The sequence below is a fragment of the Pantoea sp. RSPAM1 genome (genome assembly GCF_038816185.1).
GTDB lineage: Bacteria > Pseudomonadota > Gammaproteobacteria > Enterobacterales > Enterobacteriaceae > Pantoea > Pantoea ananatis.
This window is the reverse complement of sequence record NZ_CP046137.1, coordinates 885,260-904,446: the sequence shown is the minus strand read 5'-3', so window position 1 is coordinate 904,446 and position 19,187 is coordinate 885,260. Positions and strand designations below refer to the sequence as shown.

The 19,187-nt window shown below is 54.4% G+C and carries 17 protein-coding genes and 1 other RNA gene; 5 read left to right on the top strand and 13 right to left on the bottom strand.

The genetic code is table 11. The features are described 5' to 3' along the window. Nucleotides 1-46 precede the first annotated feature (46 nt). On the top strand, nucleotides 47-1,474 hold the full coding sequence (locus tag GKC68_RS04885) for a 6-phospho-beta-glucosidase (protein ID WP_028723296.1): 1,428 nt from the start codon (nucleotides 47-49) through the stop codon (nucleotides 1,472-1,474). A 34-nt stretch (nucleotides 1,475-1,508) separates the two neighbouring features. Here the strand turns inward: GKC68_RS04885 and GKC68_RS04880 are convergent, their stop codons facing one another. From GKC68_RS04880 to GKC68_RS04845, 8 genes are all read right to left on the bottom strand, one after another. Further along, entirely contained in the window at nucleotides 1,509-2,252 is a 744-nt protein-coding gene (locus GKC68_RS04880; RefSeq protein ID WP_064366848.1) for an SDR family oxidoreductase, read from the bottom strand. Between the two features lie 60 nt (nucleotides 2,253-2,312). After that, entirely contained in the window at nucleotides 2,313-5,186 is a 2,874-nt protein-coding gene (gene gcvP, locus GKC68_RS04875; protein ID WP_342656636.1) for an aminomethyl-transferring glycine dehydrogenase, read from the bottom strand. Between the two features lie 81 nt (nucleotides 5,187-5,267). After that, on the bottom strand, nucleotides 5,268-5,654 hold the full coding sequence (gene gcvH, locus GKC68_RS04870; RefSeq protein WP_028723299.1) for a glycine cleavage system protein GcvH: 387 nt from the start codon (nucleotides 5,652-5,654) through the stop codon (nucleotides 5,268-5,270). Between the two features lie 24 nt (nucleotides 5,655-5,678). Further along, nucleotides 5,679-6,776 carry a glycine cleavage system aminomethyltransferase GcvT gene (gene gcvT / locus GKC68_RS04865; protein ID WP_342656635.1) on the bottom strand — a complete coding sequence of 366 codons (1,098 nt, stop codon included), beginning with the start codon at nucleotides 6,774-6,776 and terminating at the stop codon, nucleotides 5,679-5,681. 431 nt (nucleotides 6,777-7,207) lie between these two features. Continuing rightward, nucleotides 7,208-8,410 carry an FAD-dependent 2-octaprenylphenol hydroxylase gene (ubiI, locus tag GKC68_RS04860; RefSeq protein WP_342656634.1) on the bottom strand — a complete coding sequence of 401 codons (1,203 nt, stop codon included), beginning with the start codon at nucleotides 8,408-8,410 and terminating at the stop codon, nucleotides 7,208-7,210. 13 nt (nucleotides 8,411-8,423) lie between these two features. Next, a complete protein-coding gene (gene ubiH / locus GKC68_RS04855) occupies nucleotides 8,424-9,602 on the bottom strand; it encodes a 2-octaprenyl-6-methoxyphenyl hydroxylase (protein WP_110956759.1) in 1,179 nt (392 codons plus the stop codon). Beyond that, nucleotides 9,599-10,921 (bottom strand): Xaa-Pro aminopeptidase, encoded by a 1,323-nt coding sequence (gene pepP, locus GKC68_RS04850; protein ID WP_342656633.1) that lies wholly within the window; start codon nucleotides 10,919-10,921, stop codon nucleotides 9,599-9,601. The genes ubiH and pepP overlap by 4 nt, the downstream gene beginning before the upstream one ends. 33 nt (nucleotides 10,922-10,954) lie before the next feature. Continuing rightward, nucleotides 10,955-11,533 (bottom strand): YecA family protein, encoded by a 579-nt coding sequence (locus GKC68_RS04845; protein WP_047715611.1) that lies wholly within the window; start codon nucleotides 11,531-11,533, stop codon nucleotides 10,955-10,957. 171 nt (nucleotides 11,534-11,704) lie between these two features. Here GKC68_RS04845 and zapA point away from each other — a divergent pair, with 171 nt between their 5' ends. The 3 genes from zapA (at nucleotide 11,705) to GKC68_RS04830 (ending at nucleotide 12,931) form a co-directional block, all read left to right on the top strand. Beyond that, nucleotides 11,705-12,034, top strand: coding sequence for a cell division protein ZapA (gene zapA / locus GKC68_RS04840; protein WP_015699590.1), 330 nt, complete (start codon nucleotides 11,705-11,707; stop codon nucleotides 12,032-12,034). 39 nt (nucleotides 12,035-12,073) lie between these two features. Next, a non-coding RNA gene (gene ssrS, locus GKC68_RS04835) (6S RNA) lies at nucleotides 12,074-12,257 on the top strand. A gap of 77 nt (nucleotides 12,258-12,334) precedes the next feature. Then, a complete protein-coding gene (locus GKC68_RS04830) occupies nucleotides 12,335-12,931 on the top strand; it encodes a 5-formyltetrahydrofolate cyclo-ligase (RefSeq protein ID WP_013027066.1) in 597 nt (198 codons plus the stop codon). A 42-nt stretch (nucleotides 12,932-12,973) separates the two neighbouring features. Here GKC68_RS04830 and serA read toward each other — a convergent pair whose 3' ends face one another. Then, complete coding sequence (gene serA, locus GKC68_RS04825; protein ID WP_013027067.1) at nucleotides 12,974-14,212, bottom strand: phosphoglycerate dehydrogenase; 1,239 nt, start codon at nucleotides 14,210-14,212, stop codon at nucleotides 12,974-12,976. Between the two features lie 279 nt (nucleotides 14,213-14,491). After that, nucleotides 14,492-15,151, bottom strand: coding sequence for a ribose-5-phosphate isomerase RpiA (rpiA, locus tag GKC68_RS04820; RefSeq protein WP_028723306.1), 660 nt, complete (start codon nucleotides 15,149-15,151; stop codon nucleotides 14,492-14,494). 181 nt (nucleotides 15,152-15,332) lie between these two features. Between rpiA and GKC68_RS04815 the strand changes: the two genes are divergently transcribed. Beyond that, nucleotides 15,333-16,235, top strand: a complete 903-nt coding sequence (locus GKC68_RS04815) for a LysR family transcriptional regulator ArgP (RefSeq protein ID WP_058705510.1) — start codon at nucleotides 15,333-15,335, stop codon at nucleotides 16,233-16,235. A gap of 296 nt (nucleotides 16,236-16,531) precedes the next feature. Here GKC68_RS04815 and GKC68_RS04810 read toward each other — a convergent pair whose 3' ends face one another. From GKC68_RS04810 to mscS, 3 genes are all read right to left on the bottom strand, one after another. Next, complete coding sequence (locus GKC68_RS04810) at nucleotides 16,532-17,263, bottom strand: oxidative stress defense protein (RefSeq protein ID WP_206115956.1); 732 nt, start codon at nucleotides 17,261-17,263, stop codon at nucleotides 16,532-16,534. A 144-nt stretch (nucleotides 17,264-17,407) separates the two neighbouring features. Continuing rightward, complete coding sequence (argO, locus tag GKC68_RS04805) at nucleotides 17,408-18,031, bottom strand: arginine exporter ArgO (protein ID WP_028723309.1); 624 nt, start codon at nucleotides 18,029-18,031, stop codon at nucleotides 17,408-17,410. A gap of 123 nt (nucleotides 18,032-18,154) precedes the next feature. Next, nucleotides 18,155-19,030 carry a small-conductance mechanosensitive channel MscS gene (gene mscS / locus GKC68_RS04800; protein ID WP_028723310.1) on the bottom strand — a complete coding sequence of 292 codons (876 nt, stop codon included), beginning with the start codon at nucleotides 19,028-19,030 and terminating at the stop codon, nucleotides 18,155-18,157. Between the last annotated feature and the right edge of the window lie 157 nt (nucleotides 19,031-19,187).

Sequence of the window (19,187 nt, the reverse complement as noted above, 5' to 3'; positions counted from 1 at the left end):
GCTTTGCTACACTCACCCCAATTTAATCCTCAGGGGAGAGTGCATAATGAGCTTACCAAAAACATTTCTGTGGGGCGGCGCGGTCGCGGCTCATCAGGTAGAGGGCGGCTGGGATCAGGGCGGTAAGGGCATCAGTATTGCTGATGTACTGACCGGCGGCGCTCATGGCGTGGACCGCGTCATCACCGACGGCGTCCAGCCTGGAAAATTCTATCCGAATCATCAGGCTGTTGAATTTTATTCTCATTACAAACAGGATATCGCGCTGTTTGCTGAGATGGGATTTAAATGTTTCCGTACCTCAATTGCCTGGACCCGTATTTTCCCTAATGGCGATGAACCGCAACCCAATGAAGCCGGCCTGCAATTCTATGACGATCTGTTTGATGAATTGCTTAAATACGGTATTGAGCCGGTTATTACCCTCTCCCATTTTGAAATGCCCTATCACCTGGTAAAAGAATACGGTGGCTGGCACAATCGTAAGGTTGTCGATTTCTTTGTGCGCTTCAGTGAAGTTGTTCTGAAGCGTTATAAGAATAAAGTGAAATACTGGATGACCTTTAACGAAATTAACAATCAGCGTAACTGGCAATATCCGCTGTTTGGTTACTGCTGCTCAGGCGTCATTTTCACGGAACATGAAAAACCTGAACAGGCGATGTATCAGGTCATGCATCACCAGTTTGTTGCCAGCGCCAAAGTCGTGAAGCTGGGCCACGAGATTAACCCCGAGTTTAAGATTGGCTGCATGATCGCCATGGTGCCTGTCTATCCCTTCTCCTGCCATCCGGATGACGTCATGCTCGCTCAGGAAGCGATGCATCAACGTTATGTCTTTAGCGACGTGCAGATGCGTGGTTACTACCCGGCTTACGCCCTCAAAGAGTGGGCGCGCAAAGGCTATCATATCGACATGGAGCCTGAAGACGCTGAAACCCTGCGCAATGGCTGTGCCGATTATGTGGGCTTCAGTTATTACATGAGTACAGCCGTTCAGACCCGCGCCACTGGCGTTGATGATCCTATTACCGGCTTCGAAGGCACGGTGAAAAATCCGCACGTTAAAGCCTCAGACTGGGGCTGGCAGATCGATCCTGTTGGTCTGCGGTATGTTCTTAATGATGTGTATGAACGCTATCAGAAACCCCTGTTTATTGTTGAAAACGGTTTTGGCGCCATCGACCAACCGAATGCGCAGGGCGTGATAGAGGATGATTACCGCATTGATTATCTGGCCGCGCATATTGAAGAGATGAAAAAAGCCGTCATTCATGATGGGGTGGATCTCATGGGCTACACGCCCTGGGGCTGTATTGACTGCGTGTCTTTCACTACCGGTCAGTACAACAAGCGTTACGGTTTTATTCACGTGAATAAAAACGATGACGGCAGCGGAGACTTCTCGCGTTCCAGGAAAAAGAGTTTTGCCTGGTATCAACAGGTCATCGCCAGCAATGGTGAAAAGCTTTAAGTCGGTTGCCGCAGCGCCCTGCTGCGGCAGCATTCTAGCGCCCGCCGGCAGCATCGATAATGCTGCCAGTAATGTAAGAAGCGGCATCGCTGGCTAACCAGACAACGGCTTCTGCGATTTCTTCGGCATAGCCGCCGCGCCCCATTGGTATACCGCTGGCCAGCCGGTCGACTCTACCCGGCTCGCCTCCGTCTGCATGCATCTCGGTGTAGATCATCCCCGGACGCACGCCATTGACCCGAATTCCCTGCTGGCCGACTTCCAGCGACAGGCCTTTGGTCATCGTGTCCATTGCACCTTTTGATGCCGCATAGTCGACATACTCGTTTGGCGACCCCGTGCGCGCAGCTGCAGACGAGACATTGACGATGCTGCCGCCCTGACCGCCATGATGGGTGCCCATGCGCCGGACGGCTTCACGACAGCAAAGAAATGCGCCGAGCACATTCGTGGCAAAAACCTGCTGAATACGTGAGGCATCCAGTTGCTCAAGGCGACATTGTTGGAACAGAATGCCGGCGTTATTCACCAGCAGCGTGAGCGGCAGATCTTCCTGATCCAGCCGTTGAAACAGCGACATCACCTGTGTTTCATCGCTGATATCGGCCTGAACGCTAAAGGCCTCACCGCCGTTACGTACGATCTCATCTACAACCTGATGGGCTTCACTGGCACGTGAACGGAAATTGACCGCCACCCGGTAGCCTCGGGATGCCAGTAAGCGGGACGTCGCGCGACCAATGCCGCGACTGCCGCCGGTAACGAGTGCGAGCTGCATACAAACCTCCATAAAAAAGGGCCGAAAATCGGCCCTCATAACTAAACGCGTTAAGCTGACTTACGCATAATCGCTCATTGGGACACACGAACAGAACAGGTTACGATCGCCAAAGACATCGTCCAGGCGCTTCACCGTTGGCCAGTATTTATTGTGGCTGCCTGCAGGGAACACGGCCAGTTCACGGCTGTAGGAATGAGACCATTCTCCGATGACTTCCATTTGTGTATGAGGCGCGTTAACCAGCGGGTTATCCTCAAGTGACCACTCACCCGTTTCCACCCGGCCGATTTCCATGCGAATCGCCAGCATGGCATCAATAAAGCGGTCCAGTTCAATTTTGCCTTCTGATTCTGTCGGTTCGACCATGAGTGTTCCGGCGACCGGGAACGACATGGTGGGCGCATGGAAACCGTAGTCGATGAGGCGTTTCGCGATATCCAGTTCGCTGATACCGGTTTGCTCTTTTAACGGACGAATATCAAGAATACATTCGTGCGCTACGCGGCCGTCGCGCCCTGCATACAGGATGGGATAGGCCGATTTTAGCCGGCTGGCAATATAGTTAGCGTTAAGGATCGCGACCGAACTGGCCTGCTTCAGCCCTTCTGCCCCCATCATACGGATATACATCCAACTGATAGGCAAAATAGATGCGCTGCCAAATGGCGCAGCGGAGACAGCGCCCTGCTGCGTCAGCATGCCGTCAATTTGTACCACGCTGTGGCCCGGCACAAACGGGGCCAGATGGGCTTTCACGCCGATCGGTCCCATTCCCGGCCCACCCCCGCCGTGCGGGATGCAGAAGGTTTTATGCAGGTTAAGGTGCGAAACGTCTGCGCCGATGTAGCCCGGTGTGGTAATGCCTACCTGCGCGTTCATGTTGGCGCCGTCAAGATAAACCTGACCGCCGAACTGATGCACAATCTGGCACACCTCGCGAATAGTTTCCTCGTAAACGCCGTGGGTGGACGGATAGGTCACCATAATGCATGACAGCTTATCGCCAGCCTGAGCCGCTTTTTCACGCAGGTCGCCCAGATCGATATTGCCCTGCTTGTCACAGGCGACCACCACGACATCCATGCCCGCCATCTGAGCCGAAGCCGGATTGGTACCGTGCGCCGAGCTGGGGATCAGGCAGAGATGCCGTTCACCTTCGCCGCGGCTTTCGTGATAACGGCGAATCGCTAACAGACCGGCATATTCACCCTGCGCACCCGAGTTAGGCTGCATGCAGAGTGCATCGTAACCGGTCAGTTGAACCAGCCACTGTGAAAGCTGACCAATCATTTGCAGGTAACCGCCAGCCTGTTCAGCCGGGCAGAACGGGTGCAGTTCGGCAAATTCCGGCCAGGTGATGGGGATCATCTCGGCGGCGGCATTGAGTTTCATGGTGCAGGAACCCAACGGAATCATGGCCTGATTCAGCGCCAGATCTTTTTTCTCCAGGCTGTGCATATAGCGCATCATCTCAGTTTCGCTGTGATGACGGTTAAACACCGGATGCGTCAGAATCTCGCTTTCACGCAGCTGCGCGGCCGGAATGGACGGGTTGTCAGCCGTGACCAGGCTGTCGAGCCGATCGATATCCTGACCGTGCTCATCCCCCAGCAAAATAGCGAACAGCGTAGCGATGTCTTCTCGGCGCGTGGTTTCATCCAGCGTGATACCAACGGCATTGAGAATGTCGCTACGCAGGTTCACACCAAAGCTCAGCGCACGGTTGAGTACGCTCGCTTTATCCGCAACCTCTACCGTCAGTGTGTCAAACCAATGGCTATGACGCAGTTTAAGCCCGCCACGCTGCAGTCCGGCAGCCAGAATATCGGTAAAGCGGTGGATACGCGACGCAATACGTTTCAGCCCGACCGGCCCATGGAACACGGCATACAGCCCGGCGATATTGGCCAGCAGCACCTGAGAAGTACAGATATTGGAGTTCGCTTTTTCGCGACGAATATGCTGCTCACGGGTTTGCATCGCCATGCGCAAGGCGGTGTTGCCGGCGGCATCGCGGGAAACGCCGATAATGCGGCCAGGCATTGAACGCTTATGTTCGTCGCGGCTGGCGAAGAAGGCAGCATGCGGGCCACCATAACCCATTGGCACACCAAAGCGTTGGGCCGAACCGAACACGATATCCGCGCCTTGTTGGCCCGGAGATGCCAGCAGCACCAGCGCCATAAAGTCGGCAGCGACGCTGACAACCACCTTGCGCGCTTTCAGCTCGCTAATCAGGTGGGTGTGATCGTGTACTTCTCCCGTGGTGCCCACCTGCTGTAGCAGCACACCAAACAGGTTGTCGTGATCCCGTGCTTTGGCCGGGCTGTCGATAATCAGCTCAAAGCCAAAGGTTTCGGCGCGGGTACGCACGACGTCCAGCGTTTGCGGATGAATATCGTCAGCGATAAAGAACCGGGTCGCGTTTTTCAGTTTGCTGATGCGTTTTGACATCGCCATTGCTTCTGCGGCGGCGGTCGCTTCATCCAGCAGAGAAGCGGAGGCAATATCCATGCCGGTCAAATCGATCGTAACCTGCTGGAAGTTAAGCAGGGCTTCAAGCCGTCCCTGAGACACTTCTGGCTGATACGGCGTATACGCCGTGTACCAGCCGGGGTTTTCCAGCATATTTCGCAAAATCACCGGCGGCGTAATCACCGCGCTGTATCCCATGCCGATCCAGGATTTATAAATCAGGTTTTGCCCGGCAATGGCCTTCAACTCAGCCAGCGCCTGTTGTTCAGTCGCGGCATCGCCCACCGCTGGCGGGCCTGGCAACTGAATGTCGGCGGGAACGATAGAACCAATCAACGACGCCAGAGAGCTGGCACCGATCGCCTCCAGCATGACGGCCTGTTGTTCTGGCGACGGACCAATATGGCGCTCAATGAAAGCACCGTTGTGTTCAAGCTGGCTGAGAGTCTGAGTCATGAGCTGTAAATCCTGAATCGGGCTGGGGAACAGAGAATGCAAGTCTGATATCTGCGGCCTCAGTTTGAGGCCGCGCGACGATTACTCGTCAATGGAGGCTTTATAAGCATCCGCATCCAGCAGCGAGTCGATTTCTGACTCATCGCTGGCCTTAATCTGGAATAACCAGCCGCCGTCATAAGGCTCGCTGTTAACCTGTTCAGGGGAATCGTTAAGGGCGTCGTTGACGGCGACGATTTCACCGCTGACTGGCGCATAAATGTCTGAAGCGGCTTTGACCGATTCCGCAACCGCGCACTCTTCTCCGGCAGAGAAAGTGGCTCCGACCTCAGGCAGATCAACAAACACCATATCGCCCAGCAACTCCTGCGCATGTTCGGTGATACCAACGGTATAGGTACCGTCTGCGTTTTTGCGCAGCCATTCGTGACTGTCGCGGTACTTCAACTCCACTGGCACATTGCTCATCGCCCTTTCTCCTGTAATTATGTTTTACTGCGCAACCGGTTTTCCGGCGCGAACGAAAATTGGTTTAGTGACTTTCACAGGCATTTCACGGTTACGGATCTCAACAATCGCGTTTTCCCCAATCCCTGCCGGCACGCGGGCCAGTGCAATGCTGTAACCCAACGTCGGTGAGAATGAACCGCTGGTGATCACCCCCTGCTGCAACTGACCCTGCTGATCGGTAAAACGCACCGGCAACCCGTTACGCAGAACGCCTTTTTCCATGAGGATCAGCCCAACCAGTTTTTCAGTGCCCTTTTCTCGCTGGCTTTCCAGCGCTTCACGTCCGATAAAGTGGCGGTCGCCAGGTTCCCAGCTAATGGTCCAGCCCATATTGGCCGCCAGCGGCGATACGCTCTCGTCCATTTCCTGACCGTAAAGATTCATACCCGCTTCCAGACGCAAGGTGTCGCGTGCGCCCAGCCCGGCGGGTTTGACGCCCGCACTCAACAGACGCTGCCAGAATCCGACGGCATCGGCGGCAGGCAGCGCAATTTCATAGCCCGCTTCGCCGGTATAACCGGTTGTGGCAATGAACAGTTCACCGGCCTGCACGCCGAAGAACGGCTTCATGCCCTGTACAGCCTGACGCTGTGCGTCACTAAATAAGGTTTGGGCTTTTTGCTGTGCCTGCGGGCCCTGTACAGCAATGAGTGCGAGATCGTCACGTTCTGTTAACGCGACGCCGTAATCCTGTGCATGCTCGCCGATCCAGGCCAGATCCTTTTCACGCGTCGCGGAATTGACCACCAGACGAAAAAACGTCTCGTCCATAAAATAAACAATTAAATCGTCAATTACGCCAGCGGAAGCATTCAGCATGCCGGTATACAGGGCTTTGCCAGGCTGAGTCAGTTTGGCGACATCGTTTGCCAGCAGGAAGCGCAAAAACTCGCGCGTGCGCTCACCTTTTAAATCCACAATGGTCATGTGCGAAACATCGAACATGCCCGCGTCGCTGCGCACGGCATGATGCTCATCCATCTGAGAGCCATAGTGCAACGGCATCATCCAACCGTGGAAATCCACCATCCGCGCGCCATTTGCCAGGTGCTGTTCAAACAAAGGTGTGTGCTGAGTCATAACTATCCTGTGCAGAAACGAGTGAGTTTGAAACCACGCGCCATGTAGCCGACGCAAACGTTCTCTTTGCCTTGACGTTACCACTGAATCCGGCGATTAACCATAAGTAAAGCGAGGTCGAAAGACGTTGCACAGCCTAACCAGGCCGCAGGTTAATCAGGATAAAAAACTGTAATTTTGTGATTAACCACGCAATAAATACGCCATAGTAATTTATTCACAGCAAATTTATGCGCACAGCCCAGCAGGATGTTAAAAAAATAGCGGGCAGGAAATAGTCGTGGATAAAAAAAAGTAATGCGAAACTTCACGCAAAATTAGAATAAATCAAACGATGCGCAGTCAGAGTGCAGCCCTGCATTGTAACGGTGCAGCGGAGGGTGAGCATAAAAAAAGCCAGCAATTATGCTGGCTTTAGCGGGTAAGCGGCGTTACCGCAGCCATGCTGGCATATCATTCAGGCCCATGGCCTGACGCAGCATTAACGGCTTCACGCCCGGCAGGTTATCAGCCAGTTTCAGGCCAAGGTCGCGAAACAGTTTTTTGGCTGGATGATTGCCTGCAAACAGTTCTCGAAAACCCTGCATTCCGGCAAGCATCATAGCTGCGCTGTGTTTGCGACTGCGCTCATAGCGGCGCAGATAAAGGTGCTCACCGATATCTTTGCCCTGCTGGTGCAGGCGGCGGATTTCGCCAATCAGCTCAGCAGCATCCATGAAACCCAGGTTGACGCCCTGTCCTGCCAGCGGATGAATGGTATGTGCCGCATCGCCCACCAGCGCCAGCCGGTGAGCAGCAAAGTTACGTGCATAGCGTGCCGTCAGCGGGAAACACTTGCGCTCACCTTCCAGCTGGCACAGCCCCAGGCGCATATCGAACGCGACCGACAGTTGTTGATTAAACAGCGCCTCCGGCATGGTTTCGAGACGGCTGGCTTCCTGAGGAGAAAGAGACCAGACGATAGAACAAAGATGGGGATCCTGCATCGGCAGGAAAGCCAGAATGCCATCGCCGTGAAAAACTTGGCGCGCTACGCCGTCGTGTGGCAGCTCCGTGCGAATATTCCCGACCAGCGCATGATGGTCGTAATCCCAGAACGTCAGGGGAATATCGGCTTTGTTACGCAACCAGGAGTTGGCTCCGTCCGCCGCCACCATGAGCCGCGCACTCATCATGCTGCCATCCTGCAGCGTAATAAAGGCTTCATTATCGCCAAAGGCCACCTGCTGCAGTTGGGAAGCAGGCAGCAGCGTAACATCACTGCACTGGCTGGCGCGCTGCCATAAGGCGCTGTGGATCACAGGGTTTTCGATGATGTGCCCAAGATGCGTCAGGCCCTGCTGCTCGCCGTCAAATGCGATCGTCCCGAAGCTGTCGCGATCCCAGACTTCCATTGCCTGATAAGGGCTGGCACGGAGCGACAGAATCGTTGACCAGACGTCCAGCTTCTGCAAAAGACGTTCACTGGCCGCGTTAATTGCGGATACGCGTACGGACGGTGATGCGCCTGCATCAAATTGCGGCCCGGCGGACTGCTCCAGCACGGCAATGCGTAATCCGCTCCCTTGCAGACCGCAGGCGACTGCCAGCCCCACCATACCGCCACCGGCGACCACTACATCGTAAGTTTGCATCAGTGCCTCTCAGTTAACGCTTAACCCAGCCGAGCGTTCGCTCGGCCAGAAGATTTCTCAGCCATGGCAGGTGATCCATTGCCAGCAGGCCAAGGTTGCGCCCGACGACCAGCGGCACATGACGGTTGGCAAACATGCGCACCAGACCGTCAGTGATGCCCACGGTAATGGCCCGATCCTGCTGGCGACGTTGGCGGTAATGTTGCAGGACCGCATAGCTGCCCGGATCCTGCTGCTGTCGGTGCGCGGTTGCCAGGGTTTCTGCAAGCGACATCACATCACGCAGGCCAAGATTGAACCCCTGACCGGCAATAGGATGCAGCGTCTGTGCCGCGTTACCAACCGTCACAACGCGATGAGAAACCACCGGGTCGGCCTGCTGCAGCGCTAACGGATAAACGTCACGCTTACCGGTATGGATAAATTTGCCCAGTCGCCAGCCAAATGCGCGCTGAAGCTGGCTGAGAAACGCCTCGTCACTCCAGCTTTCAACCTGCGGGCGCTGATCCAGCGGATGGCACCACACCAGCGAGAGGCGATTATCTGACATTGGCAACAGCGCCAACGGGCCAAACTCGGTAAAGCGTTCAAAAGCCCGGCCCTGATGGGGAAGCTCACTGGTGACGTTGGCAATAAGCGCTAACTGCTGATAGGGCTCGGTGTGCCACTGCATGCCGCAGGCGGCCGCAACGGCTGAACGGGTACCATCAGCGGCTACCAGCACGTCGCCTTCCAGCTGTTCATCATTATCAAGCGTGACCCGCACGCTTTCCAGGGATCGGGCCACCTGAGTGACGCGCGCGGGACAGCGCAGTGTGACGCCGGGTGCCTGTTTTAACTGTGTGAACAGGCATTGCCCTACGTCGAATAATTCAACTACCTGCCCCAGCGCGGGAATCGCATAATCGCTGGCGGCGAGTGACACGAAACCGGCATGGCCGCGATCGGATACGTGAATAGTGGTAATCGGTGTGGCACAGGGGGAGATCCGCTGCCAGAGATTGATATCAGCAAGCTGCTGGCAGGTTCCGGCAGACAGAGCAATCGCCCGGCCGTCATAGCCCGGATGCGCACGGCTGCCAGGCTCGCTGCTTTCAATCAGCGTCACGGGCAGTTTACCCTGTGTCAGGTGCGCGATGGCCAGCGCCAGGGTGGCGCCGGTCATTCCTCCACCGGCGATAAGAATGGTCATAACGCGCGTGCCGCCGCCATCAGCGCTTCAATTGCATCAGGATCTTTCACCACGCTGTCGGTGAGGTTCTCAATACCGGTTTCGGTAATCACAATGTCATCCTCGATGCGGATGCCGATACCGCGGTATTCCACAGGTACGTCAGCATCGGGCGCGATATACAACCCCGGTTCGACGGTGATAACCATGCCCGGCTCCAGGATACGATCGCGGCTTGGTGTGCCGTAGTGCCCCACATCGTGGACATCCAGACCCAGCCAGTGGCCCAGACCATGCATAAAGAATTTACGGTGGGCATCTTCAGCGATCAGCGTCTCAACCTCGCCCTGCATTATCCCAAACTCAACCAGTCCTGTGACCATAATGCGCACGACGTCATCATTAACCTCGCGGATGCTAACGCCGGGACGGAATCGGGACAGTGCCGTTTCAAGTGATTTGAGTACGATGTTGTACACCGCCCGCTGCGGCTGAGTGAATTTACCGTTAACCGGGAACGTCCGGGTAATGTCACCCGCATAGCCCTGCCATTCACATCCGGCATCAATAAGCACCAGATCACCGTCCTGCATCTCACACTCGTTTTCGGTGTAGTGCAGAATGCAGCCGTTTTCGCCGGAACCCACAATCGTGTTGTAAGACGGGAATCGCGCACCGTGGCGGTTAAATTCGTGATGAATTTCCCCTTCCAGATGATATTCGTACAGGCCCGGACGACAGACCTGCATTGCGCGCGTATGCGCCAGCGCACTGATCTCACCCGCACGGCGCAGGATGGCGATTTCTTCCGGACTTTTGAACAGGCGCATCTCATGCACCCAGGGACGCCAGTCTGTCAGGCTGGCAGGCGCGCTCAGATTCTGGCGAAAACCCTGCCGCAGTTTATCCAGCGCACCGAACACCAGTTTATCAGCTTCAGCATACTGGCCCTGCGCGTGGTACACCTCATCCAGGCCGTTCAGCAGCAGGTGGAGTTGTTCACCAATATCGTTCCAGGGCAGGGCACGATCTACGCCGAGCTTAGCGGGCGCCGCATCCTGTCCCAGACGGCGGCCAAACCAGATTTCTGCAGTCAGGTCGCGAACACGATTAAACAGCACACTGTGATTGTGGTTCTCATCACTTTTTATCAGCACCAGTAACGCCTGAGGCTCGTTGAACCCCGTGAAGTACCAGAAGTCGCTGTTCTGACGAAACGGATATTCGCTATCGTTACTGCGCGTTACTTCAGGCGCGGCAAAAATTAACGCTGCGCTGCCCGGAACCATTTTCGCCAGCAGCGCCTGACGGCGCTGTTGAAAATTTTCCAGTGAAATCATGTCTGCACTCCCTGTTAAACTCAGATAGCTGGCTTAGTGTAGCGTTGGCTTTTGTACTTCTGGCGCAGTCGGTTGCGGACGCGTGAAAGTGTCGTGGCAAAGTAGTGCTGCAACACGAACGTACTCAATCACCTCTTCCAGCGACTGCTCTAATTCTTCCTGATCTTCGTCTTCGTCGTAGCCCAACTGAGCAATCGTGCGCAGATCGTCAATGGCCTCGCCCGTTTCACCGGTGACCTTATCCAGTTTAGGCTGGGTTACGCCCAGACCAAGTAAAAAATGGTTTACCCAGCCCGCCAGAGCATCCGCGCGATCAAACACCGTAATGTCATCATCGTCGGGCAGCATCAGTTGAAAAAGGAAGCCATCGTCCTCTAGCGTAGTCGCAATGCTTTCATGCAAAGACTGCAGTGGCAGGGACAGCGTCTGCGAAAAAGCCATGCCTTCGTTCGCAAGATCGTGGACCAGCGTTTTCCAGCTGTTATCCGCATTACCGCCACATAAGATGCCGCTGAGTAAGCCGTGCATTTCCGCAGGCGTCATGCCCACGCCATGCTGTGAGAGCGCCGCCGCCAGCGCGTTGTAATCGGGGGTTGCGTTCTGTGAAGACATCATTTTTCATCGTCGTTGGCTGTAAGAGTTCGTGGTATGCTACCACTAGCTGCCTCAAGGTTTCCAGAAAAGGGGTTGTATCTTATTTCTCAGGTCTATATAGTTGCCCGCCTCCCAGGCCATTGAAGGCTAAGGGGAATGGCGAGCCAGGTAATCAGTCAGGAAGGTGGCATGTCTGCACAACCGGTAGATTTACAAATTTTTGGTCGTTCTTTGAGAGTGAATTGTCCGCCTGAACAGCAAGATGCGCTGAACGCGGCAGCAGAAGATCTCAATCAACGGTTGCAAGATTTAAAAGTTCGCACTAGAGTCACCAATACAGAGCAACTGGTGTTCATTGCCGCGTTAAACATTTGCCATGAACTGGCACAAGAGAAAGGTAAGACGCGTGACTATGCTGCTAACATGGAACAACGAATCCGTATGTTACAGCAGACCATTGAGCAGGCTTTAGTTGAGCAAGGTCGCATAACCGATCGCCAGGATGCGAAGTTCGAATAACACTTCATGGTCAGTGTGCTACACTAACGGTGAAGTCAATTTTCTCTGAGATGTTTGCAAGTGGGCCAGTCCCCTGAGCCGATATTTCATACCAACAGAATGTGACGCTCCGCAACCTGTGAGCATGCTCGGTCCGTCCGAGAAGCCTGATGGTTGCGACGGCATGTTCACCTTGAACCAAGGGTTCAAGGGTTACAGCCTACGGCGGCATCTCGGAGATCTCCCTTCTGGTCGTACTGCATTACCTCCCACCAGGCATGATATACTGCGTCGCTCAAGCGACTTTGTCTGGGGGACACCATGTCAGCACCCTCTTTAGTACTGCGTCAGGACATCCGTCAGCACGTTCGCCACTTACGTCGCGCTCTGAGCGCTGAGCAGCAGCATGCGGCAGCCGAACAACTCGCCCAACATGCGATCAACTTTGCACCACTGGCCGATGCCAACAACGTGGCACTGTTTTTGTCTGTTGATGGCGAAATCAATACACGACCGCTTATCGCCAGGCTGTGGCAGCAAAACAAACGGGTTTACCTGCCGGTTCTGCACCCCTTCGCAGCGGGCCACTTGCTTTTTCTGCGCTATACGCCAGAAACACAGTTAATCCAAAATAAACTGCGCATTCCCGAACCTCCACTGGATATTCGTCATCTGATCACGCTGGATGAACTGGACGTAATGATGGTACCGCTGGTGGCGTTCGATCGCGCCGGACAGCGTTTAGGCATGGGGGGCGGCTTCTACGATCGCACCTTACAGAACTGGAAACAGCACGGGTTCTTACCGGTGGGCATTGCTCATGACTGTCAGCGGGTTGACGCGCTGCCTACAGCGGCGTGGGACATTCCTTTGCCGGCCGTGCTGACGCCATCAAAACTGTGGCTGTGGGATGAATAAACCCGGGCATGCTTGTGTGCCCGGGTGGGTGACAGCGTGGGATCAGTAAAGCAGGCGAGCGCGAATCGTTCCCGGAATCGCCTTCATCAGCTGCAGAGCTTTCTCTGCCAGTTCGTGCTCAGCATCAATGTCGATGACCACATAACCCATCATCGGAGAGGTTTGCAGGTACTGAGCGGCAATGTTGATGCCTTGTTCAGCGAAAATCTGGTTGATCGCGGTGAGTACGCCCGGACGGTTTTCGTGAATATGCAGCAGACGACTGGCGCTAATGCCGTGCATCGGCAACGAAACTTCCGGGAAATTGACGGCAGACAGCGTTGAACCGTTATCCGAATATTTCGCCAGCTTGCCCGCGACTTCAATCCCGATATTCTCCTGCGCTTCTTCCGTCGATCCCCCTATGTGCGGCGTCAGGATAACGTTGTCGAATTCGCTCAGTGGGGAAACAAACGGATCGCTGTTGGTCGCCGGCTCTACAGGGAACACATCAATCGCAGCGCCACCAACCTGCTTGCTGGCCAGCGCTTCGCACAGTGCAGGAATATCTACCACGGTGCCGCGTGAGGCGTTTATCAGCAGGCCGCCAGGCTTCATCTGTGCCAGCTCATTGGCAGAAATCATATTTTGCGTAGAGGCGGTTTCCGGAACATGCAGGCTGACAACGTCACTCATATTGAGCAACTGCGTCAGGCTACGAACCTGTGATGCGTTGCCCAACGGCAGCTTGTTTTCGATGTCATAGAAGTAAACGTGCATGCCCAGACTTTCGGCCAGCACGCCCAGTTGCATACCGATATGGCCATAGCCAATGATACCCAGCTTTTTACCGCGCGCTTCAAAAGAGCCTTTGGCGATTTTATTCCAGATACCACGGTGCGCTTTGGCGTTCGCTTCCGGAACGCCACGCAGCATCAGCAGCATCTCACCAATAACCAGCTCGGCCACAGAGCGCGTATTTGAGAACGGTGCGTTAAAAACCGGGATACCGCGTTTCGCTGCGGCATTTAAATCAACCTGATTCGTTCCGATACAGAAACAGCCCACCGCTACCAGTTTTTCTGCAGCGGCAAAAATCTCTTCGGTCAGTTGGGAACGGGAACGGATACCGATAAAATGCGCATCGCGAGCGGAAGCTTTTAACGCCTCGGCATCCAGTGCGCCTTTGTGGAATTCAATATTGGTGTAACCTGCAGCACGAAGATTTTCCAGCGCGCTCTGATGGACACCTTCCACCAGCAGGAACTTAATTTTGTCTTTTTCCAGTGATACCTTTGCCATTTCCCAACCCTATTCAGAATTCAACGAGGACTGAACGCAGTCAGCCGTCTGTCAAAATATCAAAAAATTCGCCTGCGGCAATACAAACGATTGCCTGACGGCCAGCATGGCAGGGCTCAGAGGGCGTACTTTGCCAGACAAAATCGTGGGTTGACCGTATCGAGAAGAACGAACCCGCTGCCGATGACGGTTATGTGACATAAGTCACCAAATTTCAGCCTGGTGAGAAAAGTTTTTTTAAATCAAAAAAAGCGGGCGCCCTGTTGTGCGCCCGGTGCTTTATTTTTTGAGGGTTTTGACACCGTCAGGTCCGCCAATCAAGGCGACATCTGCGCCACGCGTGGCGAACAGCCCCACGGTGACGACGCCAGGCAGAGCATTAATCGTTTTTTCCAGCTCAATGGGATTGAGAATACGCAGGTTGTGCACATCAAGAATGATATTACCGTTGTCGGTCACCACATTCTGACGATATTCCGGCAAACCGCCCAGCTTCACCAGTTCACGTGCAACATAGCTTCGCGCCATCGGGATAACTTCAACCGGCAACGGGAAGCGTCCAAGCACGTCCACTTCTTTTGATGCGTCGGCGATACAGATAAACTTTTTGGCGACCGCCGCGACGATTTTCTCACGAGTTAAGGCAGCACCGCCCCCTTTGATCATCTGCATTTGTGGGTTAATTTCATCGGCACCGTCGACATAAATGGCCAGGTCATCAATCTCGTTCAAATCAAACACCTGAATGCCCAGGCTTTTTAGCTTTTGCGTTGACGCTTCGGAACTGGATACGGCCCCCTCAATCTGATGTTTAATGCTGCCGAGCGCATCGATAAAGTGAGCGGCCGTAGAACCCGTACCGACGCCGACGACAGTACCGGGCTGCACATAATCCAGTGCGGCCCAACCAACAGCTTTTTTCAGTTCATCCTGGGTCATGATATGTTTAGAACCTGTGCGATAAGGAAATGCGCGTAGTATAAAGCAAGGCTTGCTGAAAATGCTCGGATGCATTGGGCGGATTTAATGCTTTGGAAGCCAGCCCACAAAAATATCGCTGACATTTCCGTTGGAATATTTGTGGCATCGTAACGTCCATCCTGAAGGAGAGAGAAAAATAATGAAACGCCCGGATTACAGAACGCTTCAGGCGCTGGACGCAGTGATACGTGAACGCGGATTTGAACGTGCCGCACAAAAACTTTGCATTACGCAGTCTGCCGTCTCGCAACGCATTAAACAGTTGGAAAATCTGTTTGGTCAGCCGTTATTGGTGCGTACGGTACCGCCTCGTCCCACTGAACAGGGGCAAAAGCTGCTCGCCCTTCTGCACCAGGTTGAGTTACTGGAGGAAGAGTGGCTGGGCGATGAGAACAGCGGCACAACGCCGCTACTGCTGTCGCTGGCGGTCAACGCCGACAGTCTGGCAACGTGGCTGTTACCGGCATTAAAAGACGTCCTGGCCGATTCGCCTGTGCGCCTGAACCTTCAGGTTGAGGATGAAACCCGCACTCAAGAGCGCCTGAGACGAGGCGAAGTGGTTGGCGCAGTCAGTATTCAACCGCAGCCGCTTCCCAGCTGCCTGGTGGATCAACTGGGTGCGCTGGATTATTTGTTTGTGGCGTCAAAGGATTTTGCAGCGCGCTTTTTCCCTAACGGCGTAACGCGTTCCGCCCTGCTTAAAGCGCCAGCCGTGGCATTTGATCACCTGGATGATATGCATCAGGCCTTTTTGCAGCAGAATTTTGATTTATCACCGGGTAGCGTTCCCTGCCACATCGTCAACTCGTCCGAAGCGTTTGTGCAGATGGCCCGGCAGGGCTCGACCTGCTGTATGATCCCTCACCTGCAGATTGAACGCGAACTGGCGAGTGGCGAGCTGATCGATCTCACGCCGGGGCTGTATCAACGTCGGATGCTGTACTGGCACCGTTTTGCACCTGAAAGCCGCCTGATGCGTCGGGTAACGGATGCGCTGATTGCGCATGGCCACCGGGTGCTACGTCAGGATGCGGCGGAATAATCGCCCTTTGCCGCAGCAAAATTTGGGCGTTGCGGTGAAAAGGTGTACTGGTCAAAGCGGCACGGCGTTAATGGCCGTCAGGGGCATTTTTCAGAAGGCGATACGCAGCGCTGAGCAGAGGGAATCAACCAGGATTTATCCGCAAAGATGCGAGTAAAAGGCGCAGCCGGCACAGGGATGTGCCGGCTGCGCCGGCCCGTCAGGTTGATGAGCGATGTAAAGGAACCGCGTCAGCGGCGCGAGGACCGCCTGGCAAAAATTGCCCCTGATGACTTAACCACAATACCAATAACGGCTTACTGTGCCGTATTTGGTTTCATCTCAAAAACCACATCCACCTGGTCATCAAAGTTAATGCTTTGCTGATCGTAGGTTTCCTGCGCTGAGGTATCTGCCGCCGCCGCCGGTGCTTTGAACATGCGGTTCATTGGCATCGGCTGATAGTTAGCCACCTGATAACGAATGCTGTAGATCGGCCCCAGTTTGGCATTAAAGCCTTCGGCCAGTTCTGAGGCCTGCTGGGTCGCATTTTTGATGGCGGCTTTAAGCGCCTGCTGCTTGTAGCGCTCAGGATTAGCGACGCCCAGTTCAACACTACGCACTTCATTCAGACCGGACTTCAGCGCACCATCGAGCAGATCGTTAAGCTTATCCAGCTGACGTACGGTGACCTGAACCTGACGCACCGCACGGTAGCCTTTGAGCTGTGATTTACCGTCTTTGGTGTAATCATATTCTGGCTGCGTCGTCAGGTTCGCGGCTTCGATATCCTTTTTCTCAATACCGTTTTTTTGCAGGAAATCAAAATATTGCGCTACGCGGCTATCGACCTGCTTTTTTGCCTCTGCGGCATCTTTCGATGAGACATTCACCACAATTGACAGCGTCGCGATATCCGGACGGGCATCTACAGTTGCCTTACCTGACGTAACAACATGGGGTCCGTTCGGCAATTCGTCAGCCTGCACGCTCAAAGGCAATGCCCCTGCACTCATCATCGCGACAAGCGCCAATGCTTTCAGTTTCATGAAAGTCCTCCTTGAAAAGGTCAGTTCGATGGCTCCCAGTACATGAAGCCCACAAGCGCATCACATTACGCGTTGTTTGGAGTGAAGATTATGGCAAAAGTTCGGCATACTGGCCTCAATAAACCGTTTTCGTATAGCTTTTACCTAAAATCCTGTGATGACCTGCCGGGCGAGCTGAAACGCAATAAACCACATGACCGCACCGACCAGCAGGTTAATGATGCGTTGTGCGCGCGCCGTTTGCAGTAAAGGCGCAAGCCAGGCCGCCAGCAGCGCCAGACCGAAAAACCACAGCACCGAGGCGCTGATGGTTCCTAACGCAAACCACTGTCGCGCAACCGTTCCGGGTAACTGTCCGCCCAGGCTTCCCAGCACAACAAAAGTATCAAGATAAACATGCGGATTCAGCCAGGTCACCGCCAACATCGTCGCGATAATTCGTCCTCTGCTCTGCGTTAAGTGGCTACCCGACGCCAGTTCAATGTTACGGCTAAATGCCGTGCGTAAGGCTCCCCACCCGAACCAGAGCAGAAAGGCAACCCCGGCACAAGTCATCAGCATCAGCAGTAAGGGAGACTGGTTCAGGAGCGCACTGCCGCCAAAAATGCCCGCACAGATTAATGCGACATCGCTTAACGCACAAAGCGCCGCAGTCATCAAATGATACTGGCGCTTCACCCCCTGGTTCAGCACGAAGGCGTTTTGCGGGCCTAACGGCAGGATAAGCGCCGCCCCAAGAGCAAGCCCTTGAAAGTAAATGGTTAACACTGGGTGATATTCCTTACATCGGTGAGATGCAGGGATTATAAAGAGCGAGTCAGATTAGCGGAAATTGAAAAAATTAATCTGCTATTAACAAAATTAATGGGCGACCGCTGCCGCCCACTAACATTACTGCGCTGCCGTCGTCTCGCTTTCTGGCTGTTGAACCTGGTGCAGGTGCACATCCATTTGTGGATAAGGGATGCCAATGCCTTTGCTGTCCAGCGCACGTTTAAAGTTTTTCAGTAAGTCCCAGTAAACGTCCTGCAGATCGCTGCTGTTACTCCAGCAACGCACCACGAAGTTAAGCGATGACGCCCCTAATTCATTCAGGCCAATCTGGATGCCACGTTCTTTAAGTACGCGCTGATCGGCCTCAACGACGCCGCGCAACAGGGCAATCACCTCATCCACATCGGCTTCGTAGGCAACCCCGATAATGAATTCATTTCGACGCACTGGCTCGCGCGAGAAGTTGATGATATTGCCACTGATAATCTTGCCATTTGGCACCACAACGATTTTGCCATCGGCAGATTTCAGGGTGGTCGAGAAAATTTGCACATTGAGCACGGTGCCCATTACGCCGCCCAAATCGACAAACTCACCGGTGCGGAAAGGACGGAAGGTAACCAGGAGGACGCCAGCCGCCAGATTGGAGAGCGAGCCTTGCAGGGCTAAACCTACTGCCAGACCGGCGGCACCCAGCACGGCGATCACTGATGCCGTCTGCACGCCGACACGGCCCAGCGCAGCAATGACCGTGAAGGCGATAACGCCATAGCGCACCAGGGCGGAAAGGAAATCGGCTACGGTGGCGTCAATATGACGCGCGAGCAACAGGCGATTAACCGTGTTAGAAATCACCCTGGCGATGATCATGCCGACAATGATAATGGCGATTGCCGCGACGATATTGACGGCATAACTCAGAATCAGCGCCTGGTTGTGTACCAGCCAGCCACCGGCACTGTTAATGCCATTAACAACATTCAAGTCTTCCATTTGTAAGCCCTGTCGATGAATCCCCTGTGGGGAAAAACAAAAACTGCCAGATGTAATCCGACACCCAGGGATTAAGGGTAATCAATTATTTAGCCAGACGCCAAACTGAGTGATGCGGGAAGGCGGTTTTGCACATTTACGCATCAGCACGCCAGGA

Bases quoted from the DNA above. Each gene is read 5' to 3' on its own strand.
- GKC68_RS04885 (WP_028723296.1), top strand. From the start codon at position 47: ATGAGCTTACCAAAAACATTTCTGTGGGGCGGCGCGGTCGCGGCTCAT.
- GKC68_RS04880 (WP_064366848.1), bottom strand. From the start codon at position 2,252: ATGCAGCTCGCACTCGTTACCGGCGGCAGTCGCGGCATTGGTCGCGCG.
- gcvP (WP_342656636.1), bottom strand. From the start codon at position 5,186: ATGACTCAGACTCTCAGCCAGCTTGAACACAACGGTGCTTTCATTGAG.
- gcvH (WP_028723299.1), bottom strand. From the start codon at position 5,654: ATGAGCAATGTGCCAGTGGAGTTGAAGTACCGCGACAGTCACGAATGG.
- gcvT (WP_342656635.1), bottom strand. From the start codon at position 6,776: ATGACTCAGCACACACCTTTGTTTGAACAGCACCTGGCAAATGGCGCG.
- ubiI (WP_342656634.1), bottom strand. From the start codon at position 8,410: ATGCAAACTTACGATGTAGTGGTCGCCGGTGGCGGTATGGTGGGGCTG.
- ubiH (WP_110956759.1), bottom strand. From the start codon at position 9,602: ATGACCATTCTTATCGCCGGTGGAGGAATGACCGGCGCCACCCTGGCG.
- pepP (WP_342656633.1), bottom strand. From the start codon at position 10,921: ATGATTTCACTGGAAAATTTTCAACAGCGCCGTCAGGCGCTGCTGGCG.
- GKC68_RS04845 (WP_047715611.1), bottom strand. From the start codon at position 11,533: ATGTCTTCACAGAACGCAACCCCCGATTACAACGCGCTGGCGGCGGCG.
- zapA (WP_015699590.1), top strand. From the start codon at position 11,705: ATGTCTGCACAACCGGTAGATTTACAAATTTTTGGTCGTTCTTTGAGA.
- GKC68_RS04830 (WP_013027066.1), top strand. From the start codon at position 12,335: ATGTCAGCACCCTCTTTAGTACTGCGTCAGGACATCCGTCAGCACGTT.
- serA (WP_013027067.1), bottom strand. From the start codon at position 14,212: ATGGCAAAGGTATCACTGGAAAAAGACAAAATTAAGTTCCTGCTGGTG.
- rpiA (WP_028723306.1), bottom strand. From the start codon at position 15,151: ATGACCCAGGATGAACTGAAAAAAGCTGTTGGTTGGGCCGCACTGGAT.
- GKC68_RS04815 (WP_058705510.1), top strand. From the start codon at position 15,333: ATGAAACGCCCGGATTACAGAACGCTTCAGGCGCTGGACGCAGTGATA.
- GKC68_RS04810 (WP_206115956.1), bottom strand. From the start codon at position 17,263: ATGAAACTGAAAGCATTGGCGCTTGTCGCGATGATGAGTGCAGGGGCA.
- mscS (WP_028723310.1), bottom strand. From the start codon at position 19,030: ATGGAAGACTTGAATGTTGTTAATGGCATTAACAGTGCCGGTGGCTGG.